The organism is Corallococcus sp. bb12-1, assembly GCF_026626765.1.
GTDB lineage: Bacteria > Myxococcota > Myxococcia > Myxococcales > Myxococcaceae > Corallococcus > Corallococcus terminator.
Genome location: NZ_JAPNJZ010000018.1, coordinates 1,074,661 through 1,091,921, shown reverse-complemented (window position 1 = coordinate 1,091,921; position 17,261 = coordinate 1,074,661). Strand labels below are relative to the sequence as shown.

Below are 17,261 nucleotides of genomic sequence, written 5' to 3'. Positions count from 1 at the left end.
GCGGTATGGTGCCGCGCCATGTCCGAACTCACCCTGGTTGTTGGTTCCAAGAACTTCTCTTCGTGGTCGCTGCGCCCCTACCTGGCCCTGGCCCACACCGGCCAGCCGTTCCGCGAGGTGCTCGTTCCGCTGGACACGCCGGAGACCGCGGCGCTCATCGCGATGCACTCGCCCAGCGGGCGCGTGCCGGTGCTCAAGCACGGCGACACCGTGGTGTGGGATTCGCTGTCCATCTGCGAGTACCTGGCGGAGAGCTTCCCCGCCGCGAAGCTGTGGCCCGAAGCCAGCCCCGTGCGGGCCATGGCGCGCTCGGTGACGACGGAGATGCACTCCGGCTTCCAGGCCCTGCGCACCCACCTGCCCATGGACCTCACCGCGCGCAAGACGGTGCCGGGGCTGGACGCGCCGGGCGTGCACGCGGACATCGCCCGCATCCAGGCCCTCCTGTCCGGCTGCCGCGAACGCCACGGCAAGGCAGGCCCGTTCCTCTTCGGTGACTTCAGCATCGCGGACGCGTTCTACGCGCCGGTCATCACCCGCTTCGTCACCTACGGCGTGCCGTTCCGCCCGGAGCTCACCACCTGGCGCGACGCCGTGCTCGGCCTGCCCGCGATGATCAAATGGTCCGAGGCCGCCCAGGGCGAGCCGCAGCTGGCCCGCTACCGGTAGCGGCTTTAGAGTCCCAGGGCCTTCAATTGTGCGTCGAACGCGGGCGCGTCCGTGAAGACGTGCCCGCGGATGCCCAGGGCCCGGGCCGCGTCGACGAACTCGGGCAGGTCGTCGAAGAAGGCGGCCTCGTCCGGCGCGCAGCCTGCCTTGTCCAACGCCAGCCGGTAGATGGCCGGCTCCGGCTTCACCGCGCCCACCTCGCAGCTCAGCACCAAGGCGTCGAAGCGCTTCAGCAGCGGCAGCAGCGGCTTCAAGTACGCGACGTGCAGCGCATTGGTGTTGGACAGCAGCACCAGCTTCACCCGGCCGATGAGCCCCTCCACGCGCGGCAGCACCGCGTGGTGCACCGTGAAGTGACTGCTCCACAGGGGCGCGAACTCCTCCATGGGCAACTGCACGCCCAGCGCGCCGCACACGTCCTGGCGGATGCCCTCCGCGTCCAGCAGGCCCCGGTTCGCCGCCGTCCAGCCCGCGCCGGTGAGCCGCCGCGCTGCTTCGGTGGGCTCCAGGCCCGCCCGCGCCGCGAGCCGCGCGAAGAGCAGGGCGTTGTCGTGGAACACCAGCACGTTGCCCAGGTCCAGCAGCACGGCCTTCACGGCGGGGACAGCGGCCACTTTGGATTCCTCCGGAGGGGGCGGCTTAGATGCGGTACGCCCGGGCGACGCCTTCCATCCGCCCGGCCACTTCCTGCAGCCGCCGCGCGGCCCCGGTGGTGGACTTCAGGCTCGCCTGGGTCTCGGTCATCATGGAGGACAGGTCCGTCACCGCGCTGAAGATCTGCGCGATGCCCGCGTTCTGCTGGCTCACCGCGCCAGCGATCTGCCGCGCCGCCGCGGCGTTGTCCTGGACGATGGTGGCCAGCTCCTTGAGGTGCTCGCCGCTGGTGCGCACCTGATCCAGGCCCTCCGCGACGCTCGCGTGGCTCTGCTCGGTCATCTTCGCGGTGGAGATGATGGCGTGGCCCAGGTCCCCCAGGATGTCGCGCACCTTCTCCGTGGCCTGGATGGACTGGTCCGCGAGGTTGCGGATTTCGCGCGCCACCACGCTGAAGCCCTTGCCGTGTTCGCCGGAGCGCACTGCTTCAATGGCCGCGTTGAGCGCGAGCATGTTGGACTGGTCCGCCAGGTCCTTCACCGTCTGGGTGATGCCGCCAATCTGCTGCGTGCGCTCGTTGAGCTGCACGATGCGCATGGCCATCTCCCCGGACTGTTCGTGCAGGCCCTGGAAGCCGTCCAGGCTGTCGCGGATGGCGCCCTCGCCCGCGCGGCCCACCTCTTCGGCTCGCGCCGCCACGCCCAGCACCGTCTCCGCCTTCTCCGCGGCCAGGAGCGACGTCTGCTTGATTTCCTGCGCGGTGACCTGCGTCTCCTGGAGCGCGGCCGCCTGACGGGCCACGTTGCGCTCCTGCACCTCGGAGGCGAAGTTGAGCTCCGCCACCGTCTCGCTGAGCACGCGCGTGCCCTGCTGGAGGCTGGTGGCCGTCTCGTGCAGGTTCTTCATCATCTGCACGAACGCCTCCGTCAGCTCGCCCACCTCGTCCTTGCCCGCCTGGCCCTCCATCACCTGCGTGAGGTCGCCTTCCTTCACGACGCGGCGGACCATCTCGCTGAGCGCGCGCAGCGGCCGGGTGATGCCGCGGGCCAGGACCCAGGAGCCCACGCCCACCGCCGCCACGAAGAGGGCCGCCAGGCCCAGCACCAGCCGGCGCATCTGGTTGAGCGGCGCGTACGCCTCCGCGGGATCCACCTGCGCCATCACCTGCCACCCGTCGCCCACGTCGCGCACGAGCGTGCCGTCCACCGCCGTCACCGCCACCCGGCCCGTGTCGTCGTGCTCGCCCTGGCGCGAGTCGAACAGCGTGATGCCGTTCGCGCTCCGCACCTCCATGGAGAAGCTGGGATGGCCGCGCTGCTGGGCCCGGGCGAGCGCGGGCTTCACCAGCTCCCCCACCTGGCCCCAGTCGAACGCGGCCAGCAGCACGCCCAGGGGTTTTCCACCTTCGTCCGTCACCAACACCGCCAGCGGCAGCACGTGCACGCTGAAGATGGGGTCCTCCTCGTTCACGCCCTCCGCCGTGGTGCGACCGGCCTGGGCCTCGCGGAACCACGCGGACGCGAGCACCTGGGCGTGGGTGCCGGTATACGCATCGCGCAGCGCGGGCGTGCTGGCGGAGATGGCCATGCCTTCATTGCTGAAGAGCACGATGCCGTTGAGCGTGAGGTAGCGCCGCTGGAGCAGCGACAGCATCACGTCGCTGGCGGAAGCATCCTTCGTGCGCAGCGCGGCGCGCAGCACCGGGTCTTCCGCCCAGCTTCGCGCGCTGGACTCGCGCTCCGCGAGGGTGGACTCGAGCAGGTCCTTGAACCCTTCGGCCTCCATGCGCAGCGACGAGTCGATCTGCGCCTCCGTCTGCCGGCGCATCAGCGAGTCCTGCATCCCGGTGAGGGCCAGCAAGGGCACGCAGGACACCAGGGTCATGTACAGCAGCAGCCGCCCACGCAGCGTCAGGGATCGCAAGAAGAGAGGAGGCATGGCACGTCGGGCGCGAAGAGAGGTAACCCAGGTCCTATACCAGAACCCGGGCCACATACCCCTTGGCCGGCTGCCCGCCTACAACAGGGGCACCCGGTCGTGCAGCTCCCGCTCCGGCAGGCTGGAGAAGTCCGAGGCCAGGTCCAGCCGCACCCGCTGCTTCACGCGCGTGCTCAACAGGCCCCGCATCTTGCCCAGGAACGTGGGCGGCGCGGCGATGACCAGCTCGTCGAAGGCCCTTGAGTCCACCCCCTTGTCCAGGCGCGCGGACAGCTCCCGTGCGAAGCGGTCGTGCTCCAGGTCCCTCCGTCCGTTGGGATCGTTCTCCGACGCCGGGCCGTGCAACGTGCCCGCGTTGGGATTGTCAGCCTGGTTGAACAGGTCGACGGGCTTGGTCCGGCTCTCGTCATGTTGGAACTGCTCGATGAGGTCCCACTTCTCCGCCTTCGCGTCCGTGGCGAAGAGCCGGGCACGACTCGCGTTGGCCACCAGGATCCAGAGCCTCTTGTCCGCCATCTTCACGCCTCCTTGGGTCGTGTCTTGAGGAGTGCGGACCCCCTTCGTCCCCGGCAAGCTTCCCCCAGCGAGCACTCCGACCTCCGAGCGGAGTCCAGGCGACCCGTCCAGCGCACCCTTCATGCCGGGAACAGTCTTCCCGCCACCGTGCTAGCGGCCCTTCCGCCCACGTTGACCAACCGCATCCAAGCGGCGACCATCGATGCCGGGGGAACAGGACGGGAGTGCGCTGTATGGAGAAGTATTTCAATGTCCGTGGACGGAAGGTGCGTGCTCGCCGCACATGGGACGGCTCCATGCGGGGTGGGGTGGTCCAATCGTCACGTGGCGAAAGTTTTTCCGTCGTTGGAGCGATAGATGCTCGCCCCTGGGTTGCAGGGTTGCCCGACCATGGAAACCTGATCCCCCCATGGTCACCGACGATCTCTTCGCCCACACAGTCCTGTCCGGCCACGGTGAAGCCGTGAGCGACAGTGGCGGGATGCCGGCTCCGGTGGTGGCTCGGCCTGGCGAAGAGGTCCAGGAGGGGACGGTGCTGGGCAACTACCAGCTCGAACGGCTCCTGGGTGAAGGCTCCATGGGGCGGGTGTTCCAGGCGCGGCACGTGCGGCTGGGCCGGCAGGTGGCGCTCAAGGTGCTGCGGCCGGAGCACGCGCGGGACAGCTCGTTCGTGCAGCGCTTCTTCCAGGAGGCGCGCACCGTCAACCAGATCAACCACGAGCACATCGTGGAGATCTTCGACTTCGTGGATGAGTCGCCGCACGGGCACGTCTACTGCGTGATGGAGCTGTTGCGCGGCCAGAACCTGGGCGCGCTCCTGAAGGAAGAGGGGCTGACGCTGGCGCGGGTGCAGCGCATGGGCGTGCAGGTGTGCGCGGCGCTGGGCGCGGCCCACCAGGTGGGCGTGGTGCACCGGGACATCAAGCCGGACAACCTCTTCATCAGTCATCGCTCGGGGCAGGCGGACTTCGTGAAGGTGCTGGACTTCGGCGTCGCCAAGCTGATGACGACGCAGACCGGCGTGAGCCTCACCGGCACGCTGGATGGCACCATCATCGGGACGCCCGCGTACATGGCGCCGGAGCAGGCCGCGGGCCTGCCGGTGGACGCCCGAGCGGACATCTACGCGGTGGGCAACATCCTCTACGAGATGCTCTCGGGCCATCCGCCCTTCCAGGCGTCGGCCTTCGGGCAACTGGTGGTGCAGATCATCACCCAGCCGCCGCCGCCGCTGCCCGCGCACCTGCCGTCGGGTGAGCCGATGCCGCCCGCGCTCGCGGCGCTGGTGATGCGCTGCCTGGCGAAGGAGCCGGAAGCCCGTCCGCAGCAGCTGGCGGAGGTCACCACCGCGCTGCTGCTGCTGCCGGCCCTGACGGTGGAGCCCGCGAATCTGTCTCCGCCGGCTCTGGTCGAAGAGCTGGAGCGGCCCACCGTGCGCATGCGGATGCCGTCCGCGCTGCGCGACCGGCGACTCCAGGTGTCGGCGGCGCTGGCCGCGCTGGCGTTGGTGTCCGGCATCACGACCTGGAAGAGCCTGCATCCGGTGCGCACGCCCGAAGCCGAAGTCGTTCAGGTCGCGGGGGCCCCGGCCGCCGTGGGCCGTCCCGGCGCGGGGGCGACCGACGCGGTGACGCTGATGGTGCAGTCGTCCCCTCCCGGCGCGAAGGTCGTCCGCGTGGACACCGGGGAGGAGCTGGGCGTCACGCCGCTGACGAAGGCGCTGGAGCGCCGGTCGATGCCGTCGCAGCTGCGGGTGGAGCTTGCGGGCTACGTGCCGCTGGAGCGCGCGGTGGAGCTGAAGCAGGATGCCGCCGCCGCGGAGCTGACCGTGCCGCTCGTGAAGTCGAGTCCGGGACCGCGCCGTGCGCCGGCTCGCGGGACGGGTCGCAAGGGAGGAAGCAGGGATGCGGTCATTGATCCATTCGCGCCGCATTGACCGCAAGGCGCTGAGCCTCGTGCTGGCGCTGTCGTTGGGAGCGCCGTTGCAGGTGGTGGCGGCGGAGGCACCCACGGCCTCTTCTTCGGAGGCGCAGGCGCGCGAGAAGTTCTCCGAGGGCAATCTGGCGTACGACCTGGGAGAGTTCGACCGGGGGCTCAAGGCCTTCAGCGAGGCGTACCGCCTCAAGCCGCTGCCCGCGTTCCTCTTCAACATCGCGCAGTGCCAGCGGCAGTTGAACAACCCGTCGCGCGCGGCCTTCTTCTACCGGCGCTACCTGGCGCTGTCGTCGGAGGAGCCCGCGAACGCGGACGTGGTGCGTGAGCTCATCGCGGAGATGGACAACAAGGTCCGTGTCCAGGAGGAGCAGCGCCGCGAGCGCGAACGCTTCACGCGGGACCGCGAGCTTCAGCGCGCGCGCGAACAGGCCGCGTTGGCGGAGGCCCGCGCCAGCCAGGCGAAGCTCGCCGCGAATCCGTCCGCCGCGCAGGAGAAGAATGGGGCCTCCGAGGCCCTGGCGATGCAGGTGCCGGAAGGCGCGGTGACGGCGCAGGACTCCAAGCCCTGGTCGCGCCGCTGGTACGTCTGGGCCGGCGTGGGCGCGGCGGCGGTGCTCGCGGGCGGCGCGGTGTGGCTCGCCACGGCCCCCAACCCCCGGGACACGACGCTCGGCACCGTGGGGCGGTAGGGCCCGTCGCCGGGTTCGGGCCCCCGGCATGCCGGGGACTCCGCTCAAGCGGCACCCGGACTTCGCTTCAGCGCGGCGGCGGCGAAGCGGAGGCCTGTGCGAGCACCTGCGCGGCGATGCGGCCGATGCGCGCGTTGAACGTCGCGGCGTCGTGGAAGGTGAGGCGCACGTCGCCCACCTTCAGCTCATCTCCGGGATGCAGCATCCGGGGCTGCTCGGGCTCCAGCGCTTCACCATTCACCGTCGCGGGCTTGGAGTGCGCCAGCCGCTCCACCGTCCAGCGCCCCTCGGTGGTGGGGTGCAGGGCCAGCTGCTCGCGCGACACCGTGGCGTCATTGACGACGAAGGTGTTGTGCTCGGCGCGCCCCAGCTTGAGGGGGCCGCGCTCCGCCACGCCCATCAGCTCGAAGCACAGCGCGTCGCCCGCGGGCAGGCAGTCGCGCAGGTCCATCATGGGCAACCGCGTCGCCGACACGTTCTGCTCTTCGGGGACGTTCCACGCGCCCGCTTCCCACACCAACCAGGGGTGCGGGTACTTGGCGTTGAACTTCTCCTTGAGGGCCATGTGCTGGCGGATGAGCAACGAAAGCAACAGGGCGCGCATGCCCCAGAGATAACCTCATCAGGGCCCTCCACCGCCACCGCGCGTTCGCAGGTGTCCACGAGTGGTCGAATGGTTGGCGGGCCCCGGTCCGGGCGCTACAGCCGGGCAATGACGGCCCGGGCCATCCGCTCCGGCGCCGCCGCATCCAGGGTGAGGAACAGGCACGGCTCCGTCACCTCCACCTCCTGCAGGCGGGTGCGTCCCGCGTTGTCCGTGGCCACGTCCACGCGCGCGTACAACAGCCGCGAGCCACCGGACGCCTCCAGCACCGCCTCCGCCACCTTCAGCTCCGCCGGGTTGTCCGGGGTGAACGCGTGCGGCTCCGCGAAGCCCCGGGGCGCTGACGCCAGCGTGGGAGGGCGGCGCACCGCGTGGCTGAAGACGCCGTTGAAGAAGATGTAGGAGCGCTCGCCCTCGGTCTCGAAGGCGGTGAGGTAGGGCTGCACCATCACGTCGCCCTCCTTCGAAAGCTCCGCCACCTTCGCGCTCGCTTCATGAAGCGCTTCCTGCCGGAAGATGAAGACCTTGAGCCCGCCGGCCGCCACCGCGGGCTTGAGCACCACCGCGTTCCAGTCCCGTTCGCGCGCCACCTGCTCCACGTCCAGCGTGCCGCCGGGCGCCACCCAGACGGTGGGCGTCAGGGGCAGCCCCTGGGCCTCCATGTCCTTCAGGTAGCCCTTGTGCGTGTTCCAGCGCAGCACGTCCAACGGGTTGAACAGGCGGGTGACGGCGTCCACCCGCTCCGCCCATGCGAGGAACTCATCGCGGCGCAGGTGGCTGTCCCACGCGTTGCGCACCACCGCCGCGCGCACCCGGCTCCAGTCCACGGAAGGGTCGTCCCAGATGACCGGCCGGGCATCCAGCCCCAGCTCGCGCAGGGCGGGCACCAGCGGCGCGTCCAGCGGGTACAGCTGCGGCATTCCTGCGTAGGTGATGACGGCGATGTCCAAGGCGACGCACTCCGGGAGCGGGGACGCGCCCGGGTTCTAGCGCGCTCCCAGGCCCCGTGCAGCGCCTCCGCGCGCCGCCCGGACTTTCGCGTCCAGGGTGCCCAGGCCTCAGGCCGAGCGCACGGCCGGCGCCTTCTCGGCGGCGAAGGACTCGGGATCCTCCTGCGTCAGCGCCGTCGCGAGCGCCTTCGCTTCGCGCGCCACCCGTCCCAGCTCCGCCTGTCCATGGGGGAAGGGGGCCGCGGGGCCCTCCAGCGCCAGGAGTTGCTGGCGCAGCGCCGCGCCGTTGGGCGTGCGCCGCTGCGGGTCCTTCTGCAGGAGCGACATGACGATGGCATCCAGCGCCACTGGCACCGCGGGGTTGAGCTGCGAGGGCGGGACGACCTCTTGATCCACCGCCGCGCGCAGCAGCAGCTCCTCCGAATGCCCGCTCAGCGCGCGCCGTCCGGTGAGGGCCTCGTGCAGCGTCAGCCCCAGTGCGAACAGGTCCGCCCGTCCGTCGAAGTCCCGGCCCATGGCCTGCTCTGGCGCCATGTAGCCCAGCTTGCCGCGCACGCTGCCGGCCACCGTGAGGTTCGCGCGGGCCGCGTCGCGCGCGATGCCGAAGTCCGACAGCTTCACCTCGCCAATGCGCGAGATGAGGACGTTGGGCGGGTTGACGTCGCGGTGCACCAACTGCAGGGGCTCGCCGTCCGGGCTCGTCTTGCGGTGCACGTAGTCCAGCGCGGACGCCAGCTCCGCGGCCAGGAACGTCGCGGCCGACAGCGGCAGGGGCTTGCGGACCTGCGGCTTGAGCACGCCGCTGAGCGGCAGCCCGTCCACGTACTCCATCGCCAGGAAGTAGGTGCCGCCGTGGCGGCCCAGGTCGAACACCTGGACGATGTTGGGGTGGTTGAGCGACGAGCACAGCTCCGCCTCGCGGCGGAACATCGTCACGAAGGCCGCGTCGTCCGCGAACGACGGCAGGATGCGCTTCAGGGCCACCTGCTTCTCGAAGCCGCCCTCGGGCGAGTACGTGGCCCGGTACACCTCCGCCATGCCGCCCGCGCCCAGCCGCTCATGCAGCACGTACTTGCCCATCACCTCCTGCTCGCGCAGCGACGCGAGCGCGCTCCGGGTGCGCTCCAGGAAGTGCCGAGCGAGCACCGCCGTCAGCGCCCCGGTGGCCACGAAGAAGAACGCGCGCACGCAGATGAACAGCGGCGCCAGCGTGATGAGCGGATTCTCCGGCAACAGCGGCCGCACGAAGCCGAAGTAGAGCGTCAGGTACTCGGCCGCCACCAGCGCGCCCGCGGCCAGTCCCAGGCGCGGGTTGCTGCGCAGGCCCGCCAACGTCACCAGCGAGCCCCAGATGACCAGCGTGGGCGCGGTGAGCGCGTAGACGGGGCCCTGGTAGCGCAGGTCGAACGTCAGCACCACCGCGGGGATGCTCACCTCGATGGCCACGTTGAGCCACGGGATGGCCGGGTGGAACGTGCCCTTGCGCAGCACCGCCCACATCAGCGCGTAGTAGCCGGCCAGCACCACCGACAGGCCCATCAGCGCCAACGTCAGGTCCCAGCCCATGGACGGGCCCAGCGCCGCGGCCACCACCACGCAGATGCCGGACAGGATGCTCATGAAGCGCGCGACCGACAGCTCACGCGCCTGCGCATCGCGCCGCAGGTGCCCTTCGAGGAAGCGGGAAACGGTACTCGACGGATTCCGGGTGATCATACGTCCCCTACTCTAGACCTTGTGCGTCCGCGTCATGAGCACGCTCCCCCACACGTTGGGTGTGCTCCTACCACACCTCCAGGCACATGACTGACGCTTTGAGTCCCTCGGAGTGGACTTCACGGGTCAGGTATCGCTGAAATGTTGCACCCCGGGTCCTCTGCCACGTGCGAGGTCCGGGGTGCTCTTCGTCGCTCCGACCTTTCTCGGCACTGCCTTTCCGGCAGGAGGCTTCATGCGCAGCTCCCCCCGCTTATTGCTGGCCGCCCTGGGCGCGGTCCTCCTCTTGGGCAGTGCCTGTGGATCCGATGATCCCGAAGTTCCCGTGGTGTGCGGCGACGGCAAGAAGGAGGGCAGTGAGCAGTGCGACGACGGCAATACGGTGGGAGGCGACGCGTGCGAAGCCAACTGCACGCTGCCCACGTCGAAGTGTGGCGACGGCACCAAGGACGCCACGGAGGTATGTGACGACGGCAACGACGTGAGCGGCGACGGGTGCGAGGCGGACTGTACCGCCACGCCCACCAAGACGACGCGGTGTTGGGCCGCGCCTCCCGCGGCGCTTCCGGACGGCGCCACGTGCGCGGTGACGAAGGCGGGCACGGCGGGCACGCTGTTCACCGGTGTGGTGCTCACGGACGGTGAGACGTTCCTGGGCGGACAGGTGCTGGTGGATGCCCAGGGCTCCATCACGTGCTCCGCCTGCGACTGCTCCCAGACGGCCGGCGCCGCGGACGCGACGCAGGTGATGTGCCCCACGGGTGTCATCTCCCCGGGCCTCGTCAACCCGCATGACCACATCACCTATCCGGGCGCGCCCCAGCCGAGCACCAGCGTGGAGCGCTACGAGCACCGGCACGAGTGGCGCACGGGCAGCAACAAGCACACCCGGCTCAACAACACGGGCAGCGCGAAGGCGGACGCCATCCTCTGGTCGGAGCTGCGCCAGGTGATGGCGGGCACCACCTCCGTCGCGGGCGCGGGCGGTCAGAAGGGCTTCCTGCGCAACCTGGACGTCAACACGCTCGCGCAGCAGGAGGGGCTGGGAGAGGGCGCCGCGGACTCGGACACCTTCCCGCTGGGTGACAGCAGCGGCACCACGCTGGTGGGCAGCTGCGCCTACGGCTCCTTCCCGTCCGCGTCGGACGTGGCCTCGCGCACGTCGGCGTACCTGCCGCACATCGCGGAGGGCATCGCGGCCACGGCGCAGAATGAGTTCCGGTGCCTGTCCTCGGGGTCCGCCAACGTGCTGTTCCCGCGCTCGGCCATCATCCACGGCATCGGGCTCACCGCCCGGGAGATCTCCCAGATGGCGGCGCACGGCACCGGGCTCGTCTGGTCGCCGCGCTCCAACATCTCGCTGTACGGCGACACGGCCATGGTGACGGCGTTCAAGACGCTGGGCGTGTCCGTGTCGCTGGGCACGGACTGGATCCGCTCCGGCTCCATGAACATCCTGCGCGAGCTGCGCTGCGCGGATCACCTCAACACCACCCGCTTCGCCAAGACCTTCACGGACGAGGAGCTGTGGCGCATGGTGACGGCCAACGCGGCGGACGCGGTGGACGTCTACGAGAAGGTGGGCCGCATCGCGCCGGGCAAGGTGGCGGACCTGGCCATCTACCGGCAGGGCAGCTACGCCGCGTCCCCGCACCGCGCGGTCATCGCGGCGGAGCCCGCGGACGTGGTGCTGACGATGCGCGGGGGCAAGCCGCTCTACGGCGACCAGGCCCTGGTGGACGGCCTCAAGGGCGCGGACACCTGTGACGCGCTGGCGGTGTGCGGCACGGCCAAGGCCGCGTGCGTGCAGTCGGAGATTGGCAAGAACCTGACGGCGTTCCAGGGCTCGCCGGACACCGCGGGCCTCTACCCGCTGTTCGCGTGCGAGACGCCCGCCAACGAGCCGACGTGCGAGCCGTCGCGCAGCGCGGTGGGCACCGCCTTCCCCGTCGCCGCGGTCAACGGCTCCACCGTCTACACGGGCGTGGCGGGCGCGGACGACACGGACGCGGACGGCATCCCCAACGCCACCGACAACTGCCCGGCCATCTTCAACCCCGTGCGTCCCATGGACGACGGGCGGCAGGTGGATACGGACGGCGACGGCGTGGGCGACGCGTGCGACCCGTGCCCCCTGGAGGCGGGCACCACCGCGTGCGTGGCCTCGCGCGGCGATGACGACGACCACGACGGCGTGCCCACGTGGCGCGACAACTGCCCGTTCGTGGCCAACGCGGACCAGAAGGACACCGACGGCGACGGCAAGGGCGATGTGTGCGACGGCTGCCCCACGGAGGCCGGCGTGTGCTCGGCCACCGACCCGTCGGACTTCGACTACGACGGCATCCTCGCCCCCGGCGACAACTGCCCGCTCGTGGCGAACCCGGACCAGAAGGACACGGACGGCGACGGCGTGGGCGACGAGTGCGACCCGTGCCCGGTGCCGAACCCGAACGGCTCCGCGTGCGCCGTCACCGTCTACGACGTGAAGACGACGCCCTCCTCCGGCAAGACGTCGCTCGTGGGCGTCAAGGTGGCGGTGGACGGCGTGGTGGTGACCGCCGTGGATGCGAATGCGACCGCGACGCGTGGCTACTGGGTGCAGGTGGCGAACTACCCGTCGGGCAAGGGGGCGGAGAACTCCGGCCTCTACGTCTATGGGGAGAAGGCCAACGTGGCGGTGGGCGACAACGTGAAGCTGGAAGGCACGCTGACGGAGTACTTCGGCCTGCTGGAGCTCATCAACGTCACGGTGACGAAGCACAGCGCTTCCAACGCGTTGCCCGCGCCGGTGGTGGTGCGCACGGAGGCCATCCGCACCGGGGGTCCCCAGGCCAAGGCCCTGGAGGGCGCGCTGGTGGAGGTCCAGAACGTGTTCAACACCCGGCTGGAGAACGCCCAGCGCGAGTTCATCATCGACGAGAACAAGTCCGGGGACCCGGCGGCCACGGGCCTGATGGTGGACGACCAGGCCTTCAGCTACCCGGTGCAGGTCGTGGGCACTGAATACCGCGTGGTGCGCGGCGTGCTGACGTACACCTTCAGCAACCACAAGCTGCTGCCTCGGAGCGCGGGTGACATGCAGATTCCCCTGCCGCCCCTGCCGGCGCTGACGGCCTTCACGTCCGGTGGCTTCGTGCGCGTGGGCGGCTCCCAGGCCATCCCGCAGGCGCTCACCGTGACGATGGCGTCCACCTACCCGGTGGACGTCACCGTGGCCCTCTCGTCGAGCGACGCGGCGGCGCTGAACGCGGTGGGCGGGCAGGTCGTCATCCCCGTGGGCCAGACGAGCGCCACGGTGGCGCTCCAGGCGCTGGCGCCCTCGGCGGCGGTGAGCCTCACCGCGACGCTGGGCACGTCCACGCAGACGGCCACGCTGCGCGTGCTGGGCACGGATGAGGCCGCGTCCCTCGCGAACCTCACGCCGCAGACTCCAGGGGTGGCGCCGGGCGGAACGGCGCGCTTCACGGTGACGTTCGACCGGCCCGTGCCGGCCGGCACGACGCTGGACCTCGCGGTGTCGCCCGTGGGCTTCGGCACCTTCTCCAACACGACGGTGGCCACCGACGTGCTGAGCACCACCTTCGACTTCACCGTGGACGAGGCCAGCACCGGCGCCGGCACGGTGACGGTCACCCATGGCACCGACACCCTGAACGCCACCGTGAACGTCATCACCGACGTGCCCCGGCTGGTGTCGCTCTCCCCGTCCACCGCCACGGTGAACGCGGGCGCGCAGCAGGTGTACACGGTGACGCTGGAGTCCGCCCCCACGGAGGCCGTGCAGGTGCTGCTGACGCTGACGTCGCCCACGGGCACGCCCTTCGGCGCGCTGTCCAGCACGTCGGTGACGGTGAACCCCGGTGAGACGACGGCGACGGTGACGTTCACCGCGGCGGCGGAAGGGGAGGGCACGGGCTCCGTGTCCGCCTCGCTCAACGGCATCACGCGCACGGGCGCGCTGACCGTGCTGCCTCCGCCCGCGAAGCTCTCCAGCATCACGCCGGACGTGGTGACGGTGAACTCGGGCAAGACGCAGGTGTTCACCGTGACGCTGGATCGCAAGGCTCCGGCGGGCGGTACGACGGTGGACGTGGCGCTCGCGCCTTCTGGCGTGGGTGAGCTGTCGCCCGCCGCGACGGTGACGGTGCCGGAGGGCCAGACGACCGCCACGGTGACGTTCACGGCCGGGGCCACGGCGGGCAGCACCCAGCTCACCGCGTCCTACGCGGGCGTGACGAAGTCGGCGGCCATCACGGTGGTCGTCGTCACCGGTGCCGGTCACGTCGTCATCAGTGAGTTCGCCCCGGCGGGTCCGAGCGGTGCGAACGACGAGTTCGTGGAGCTCTACAACCCGACGAACGCGGAGGTGGACCTGGCTGGCTGGAAGCTCCAGTACAAGAGCGCGGCCGGCAAGACCTACGGGGCCGCCACGGTCTTCACGCTCCCCGCGGGCGCGAAGATCGCCGCGCATGGCTACTACCTGCTGACGGGCAACACCTACTCGAGCGCCGGCACTGCGGCGTCCGATGCCTCGTTCGGCGTCACCATCCAGATGGCGGCGGGCTCCGGCCACATCCGCCTGGGCATGCCCGGCATCGGGCTGGAGAAGACGGAAGCGCTCGCGGTGGACACGGTGGGCTATGGCGCGGACGCGGACTCGGCGGAAGGTGGAACCCCCATCGTGGGTCCCCCGGCCGCCGCTGGTACCTACGAGCGCAAGGCCAAGGCCACCTCCACCGCCGCGACGATGGCGGTGGGAGGCGAGGACGCGGCCCTGGGCAACGGCTACGACACGGACGGCAATGCCGCGGACTTCGTGATCCGCGCGGCGCGCCAGCCGCAGGGCACGCAGAACGGGACGGAAGCGCTGTAGCGCGGCAGGCATCTTCCGCTTCCCTCGAACCTGGGGGAAGCGGGAGCCTTCACCGCTGAATCCACCGAAATGACCTGACGCCCGCTCCCCAGCTCATCCGGGGACGGGCGTCTTCTTCTTGCCGGGGGTTAGCCCAGCGGGCCGCGCACGTGCAGGCCGCCGGAGAGGATTTGATCCAACGACGCCATCAGCGGGTCGTAGTTCACGGTGGTGCGGAACAGGTTGTGGTGCAGCAGGATGCCCAGGTAGCCGCCCATCATGGTGTGGGCCATGTGCAGCGGGTCCACCTCCGCGCGGAACTCCTGCCGCTTCTGGCCGTAGCGGATCATCCCCGCCAGCACCTGCACGTAGACGGCGATCTTCTCCCGCAGCAGCTCCGCCACGCGGTCATTGGACTCCGCGGACTCGGCGGACAGCATCCCGAAGAAGATGCCGTACTCGCGGTGGTAGCGCAGGAACTGCGAGGTGCGCGAGACGACGAACACCAGCTGCTCCCGGCCGGACAGCGGCCGGCGCTCGGTGAGCAGCGGCAGGAACTCCGCCTGGTAGCGCGAGTGCAGCTCCTCGATGGCCCCCAGCAGCAGGTCTTCCTTGGTGGGGAAGTGCCAGTACAGCGCGCCCGGGGTCATCCGGATGGCCTTCGCCAGGTCCGACATCGTCGTCGACAGGTAGCCCCGCCGAGCGAACAACGTGATGGCGGCCTCCAGGATTTCCACCCGCGTCCGCGCCGCCCGCTCCTGCTTGATTTCGCGCTTCGCTGGTTCCTTGCTCATTTCCGGGTAAATCTACACCTCACGCCAGAAGCGTCACCTTAACGATTTCAGACGGCGCGGCGACGCGCAGCGGGGGACCCCAGAAACCGGTGCCGCGGCTGACGTAGAGGTGGCGATCGCCTTCCTGGAAGAGGCCGGCGTCGTGCTTCCAGATGGCGGAGACGGCGACGGTGAAGGGGAAGAACTGCCCGCCGTGGGTGTGTCCAGACAGTTGCAGGCCCATGCCGGCCTTCGCCGCCACGTCCCAGTTGGAGGGCTGGTGCGCGAGCAGCACAGCGGCCCGGCCCGGGTCCCGGCCGGCCAGAGCGGCGTCCAGGTTGTAGCCCTGGGGCCCGTTGCGCATGGACCAGTCATCCACGCCCACCAGGTCGAACGCGCCGCCCGCATCCCCGATGGTCACGTGGCGGTTTCTCAGCACCGTGATGCCCAGGCCGCTGAGCGCGTCCGCCCAGGTGCCCGCGTTCCAGTAGTACTCGTGGTTGCCGGTGATGAAGTGCGTGCCCGCTCTCGCCTTCAGGTTCTGGAGCGCGGCGACGGAGTGCCCCAGGTCGCTCACCGTGCCGTCCACCAGGTCTCCGGTGATGGCGACGAGATCCGGCTTGAGCGCGTTGCAGCGCGACACCAGCTCGTCCATGAAGCGGCGCTGGATGATGGGGCCCACGTGGATGTCGCTCACGTGGACGATGCTGAAGCCGTCCAGGGCCTTGGGCAGGCCGGGCAGCCGCACGGTGACTTCATTCACCACGGGCGGGTGGAAGGCGCTCCACATGCCGTAGCCCGTCAGGCCGCCGGCCGCGAGCACCGCGCCGCCCGCGGTGGCCCGGGCGAGGAACCTGCGCCGGTCCTCGTCCACGGCGGGAGGCGGGACGGTGATGGACAGCTCCGCCAGGGACGGCGTCCGCGCTGTCTCCGGGCTGGCCGGACCCGAGGCCGCGACCGGGGCCGGAGGGATGATGCCCCGGTGGCCCCGCGTCCGGGCGACGAGCCAGCGCACCCCGCCCAGCGCCGCCAGGGAGAGCAGCAGGTACACGGCCACGCCCATCCAGGTCCACGACATGATGGCGATGGCGAACGCGGAGGGCAGCACGCGTGTCACCACCCACGACAGCAGCAGCGGCAGGCACAGCGCCGTCAGCAGCACCTTGCCGGTGAGCCGCCACGCGCGGCTGTCGGACGTGTCCCGGAACAGGCGCCGGTACAGATAGATGTGGACGTAGACCGCCGCGACGCCGACGACGAAGAAGAACAAGATGAAGCGCAACGGGCTTTCCATGGCGGCCCCCATCCTCGCGCGCACGCGTCACGACGCAACCGGCGCGCGCGTGAAGAAGCGTGAAGCGGTGGGGGCGAAGCGGGGAAGCCGGCTATTTCCGGGCGTCGCCCAGCGCCACGCCAATCTGCTGCCACTCCTGGGCATAGGTGCCACGGGAGAAGGCGCGCAGGTCGTCGGACGTCACCGTGCCGCGCGTGAGCGCCGTGTCGAGCGCGCGCACGATGGCGGCCTTGTGCGGCTGCTCCACGAAGGGGTTGTCCTCGCGGAACACCTCACCGAAGAGCGACTCCAGGCGGCCGTCCTGCTTCAGCCGCTCCACGATGCGGTTCTGCGACACCGGCGCATCCGAGTGCGCGTGCAGCATGGCGGACGCGATGCCGCTCTGCGCGTCGGCGTCCGGGAACTCCTCCAGCAAGCCCAGCTCCATGTCGGCCTGGGCGATGGACTCCGCGTCCGCCGGAGAGGGTGGGGGCTTCACGGCCGGCGTCTGCGCGGGCGTGGGGCGGGAAGGCGAGGGGCGCGCGGGTTCGAAGTCGCTGCGGCCCTGGAACGAGCGCACCGTGGCGTTGGCGGGCGTTTTGGCCTGGGCGGTGGTGGCCGGCTTCTCGCGCGTGGCGTCGCCCCGCTCGAACTCCGAGCGCTTCGTGGGGGGGGACGGGCGGTTGCCACCATCGACGCGGGACATGACGGAACTCCAGGGCGGGGGGGGCCGACGCGGTGCTCGCGTC

At 70.5% G+C, this 17,261-nt stretch carries 13 protein-coding genes; 4 read left to right on the top strand and 9 right to left on the bottom strand.

What is annotated here, in order from left to right; translation table 11 throughout:
* Positions 1-18: 18 nt before the first annotated feature.
* The gene (locus OV208_RS25110) at positions 19-669 is read left to right on the top strand and encodes a glutathione S-transferase family protein (protein ID WP_267576409.1); all 651 of its coding nucleotides are present in this window, start codon (positions 19-21) and stop codon (positions 667-669) included.
* Positions 670-674: 5 nt separating this feature from the next.
* Here the strand turns inward: OV208_RS25110 and OV208_RS25105 are convergent, their stop codons facing one another.
* From OV208_RS25105 to OV208_RS25095, 3 genes are all read right to left on the bottom strand, one after another.
* On the bottom strand, positions 675-1,283 hold the full coding sequence (locus OV208_RS25105; RefSeq protein ID WP_267576408.1) for an HAD family hydrolase: 609 nt from the start codon (positions 1,281-1,283) through the stop codon (positions 675-677).
* Between the two features lie 25 nt (positions 1,284-1,308).
* A complete protein-coding gene (locus OV208_RS25100) occupies positions 1,309-3,201 on the bottom strand; it encodes a methyl-accepting chemotaxis protein (protein ID WP_267576407.1) in 1,893 nt (630 codons plus the stop codon).
* A 78-nt stretch (positions 3,202-3,279) separates the two neighbouring features.
* On the bottom strand, positions 3,280-3,717 hold the full coding sequence (locus tag OV208_RS25095) for a host attachment protein (RefSeq protein ID WP_120540141.1): 438 nt from the start codon (positions 3,715-3,717) through the stop codon (positions 3,280-3,282).
* 409 nt (positions 3,718-4,126) lie between these two features.
* Between OV208_RS25095 and OV208_RS25090 the strand changes: the two genes are divergently transcribed.
* Both OV208_RS25090 and OV208_RS25085 read left to right on the top strand, forming a co-directional pair.
* The gene (locus OV208_RS25090) at positions 4,127-5,653 is read left to right on the top strand and encodes a serine/threonine-protein kinase (RefSeq protein ID WP_267576406.1); all 1,527 of its coding nucleotides are present in this window, start codon (positions 4,127-4,129) and stop codon (positions 5,651-5,653) included.
* A complete protein-coding gene (locus tag OV208_RS25085; RefSeq protein ID WP_267576405.1) occupies positions 5,622-6,341 on the top strand; it encodes a tetratricopeptide repeat protein in 720 nt (239 codons plus the stop codon). The genes OV208_RS25090 and OV208_RS25085 overlap by 32 nt, the downstream gene beginning before the upstream one ends.
* Positions 6,342-6,408: 67 nt before the next feature.
* Here OV208_RS25085 and OV208_RS25080 read toward each other — a convergent pair whose 3' ends face one another.
* The 3 genes from OV208_RS25080 to OV208_RS25070 all read right to left on the bottom strand — a co-directional run bounded on the left by OV208_RS25080 (position 6,409) and on the right by OV208_RS25070 (position 9,611).
* Positions 6,409-6,945, bottom strand: a complete 537-nt coding sequence (locus OV208_RS25080; protein ID WP_120540138.1) for an FHA domain-containing protein — start codon at positions 6,943-6,945, stop codon at positions 6,409-6,411.
* 95 nt (positions 6,946-7,040) lie between these two features.
* On the bottom strand, positions 7,041-7,895 hold the full coding sequence (locus tag OV208_RS25075; protein WP_267576404.1) for an ATP-grasp domain-containing protein: 855 nt from the start codon (positions 7,893-7,895) through the stop codon (positions 7,041-7,043).
* A 108-nt stretch (positions 7,896-8,003) separates the two neighbouring features.
* The gene (locus OV208_RS25070; protein WP_267576403.1) at positions 8,004-9,611 is read right to left on the bottom strand and encodes a serine/threonine-protein kinase; all 1,608 of its coding nucleotides are present in this window, start codon (positions 9,609-9,611) and stop codon (positions 8,004-8,006) included.
* Between the two features lie 235 nt (positions 9,612-9,846).
* Between OV208_RS25070 and OV208_RS25065 the strand changes: the two genes are divergently transcribed.
* Positions 9,847-14,487, top strand: coding sequence for a lamin tail domain-containing protein (locus OV208_RS25065; RefSeq protein ID WP_267576402.1), 4,641 nt, complete (start codon positions 9,847-9,849; stop codon positions 14,485-14,487).
* A 128-nt stretch (positions 14,488-14,615) separates the two neighbouring features.
* Here the strand turns inward: OV208_RS25065 and OV208_RS25060 are convergent, their stop codons facing one another.
* The 3 genes from OV208_RS25060 to OV208_RS25050 all read right to left on the bottom strand — a co-directional run bounded on the left by OV208_RS25060 (position 14,616) and on the right by OV208_RS25050 (position 17,218).
* A complete protein-coding gene (locus OV208_RS25060) occupies positions 14,616-15,260 on the bottom strand; it encodes a TetR/AcrR family transcriptional regulator (RefSeq protein ID WP_267576401.1) in 645 nt (214 codons plus the stop codon).
* Positions 15,261-15,279: 19 nt separating this feature from the next.
* Positions 15,280-16,533, bottom strand: coding sequence for a metallophosphoesterase (locus tag OV208_RS25055; protein WP_267576400.1), 1,254 nt, complete (start codon positions 16,531-16,533; stop codon positions 15,280-15,282).
* 91 nt (positions 16,534-16,624) lie between these two features.
* Positions 16,625-17,218, bottom strand: a complete 594-nt coding sequence (locus OV208_RS25050; RefSeq protein ID WP_267576399.1) for a hypothetical protein — start codon at positions 17,216-17,218, stop codon at positions 16,625-16,627.
* Between the last annotated feature and the right edge of the window lie 43 nt (positions 17,219-17,261).

Coding starts and splice junctions, on each gene's coding strand:
- OV208_RS25110 (WP_267576409.1), top strand. CDS start 19: ATGTCCGAACTCACCCTGGTTGTTGGTTCCAAGAACTTCTCTTCGTGG.
- OV208_RS25100 (WP_267576407.1), bottom strand. CDS start 3,201: ATGCCTCCTCTCTTCTTGCGATCCCTGACGCTGCGTGGGCGGCTGCTG.
- OV208_RS25095 (WP_120540141.1), bottom strand. CDS start 3,717: ATGGCGGACAAGAGGCTCTGGATCCTGGTGGCCAACGCGAGTCGTGCC.
- OV208_RS25090 (WP_267576406.1), top strand. CDS start 4,127: ATGGTCACCGACGATCTCTTCGCCCACACAGTCCTGTCCGGCCACGGT.
- OV208_RS25085 (WP_267576405.1), top strand. CDS start 5,622: ATGCGGTCATTGATCCATTCGCGCCGCATTGACCGCAAGGCGCTGAGC.
- OV208_RS25080 (WP_120540138.1), bottom strand. CDS start 6,945: ATGCGCGCCCTGTTGCTTTCGTTGCTCATCCGCCAGCACATGGCCCTC.
- OV208_RS25070 (WP_267576403.1), bottom strand. CDS start 9,611: ATGATCACCCGGAATCCGTCGAGTACCGTTTCCCGCTTCCTCGAAGGG.
- OV208_RS25065 (WP_267576402.1), top strand. CDS start 9,847: ATGCGCAGCTCCCCCCGCTTATTGCTGGCCGCCCTGGGCGCGGTCCTC.
- OV208_RS25060 (WP_267576401.1), bottom strand. CDS start 15,260: ATGAGCAAGGAACCAGCGAAGCGCGAAATCAAGCAGGAGCGGGCGGCG.
- OV208_RS25055 (WP_267576400.1), bottom strand. CDS start 16,533: ATGGAAAGCCCGTTGCGCTTCATCTTGTTCTTCTTCGTCGTCGGCGTC.
- OV208_RS25050 (WP_267576399.1), bottom strand. CDS start 17,218: ATGTCCCGCGTCGATGGTGGCAACCGCCCGTCCCCCCCCACGAAGCGC.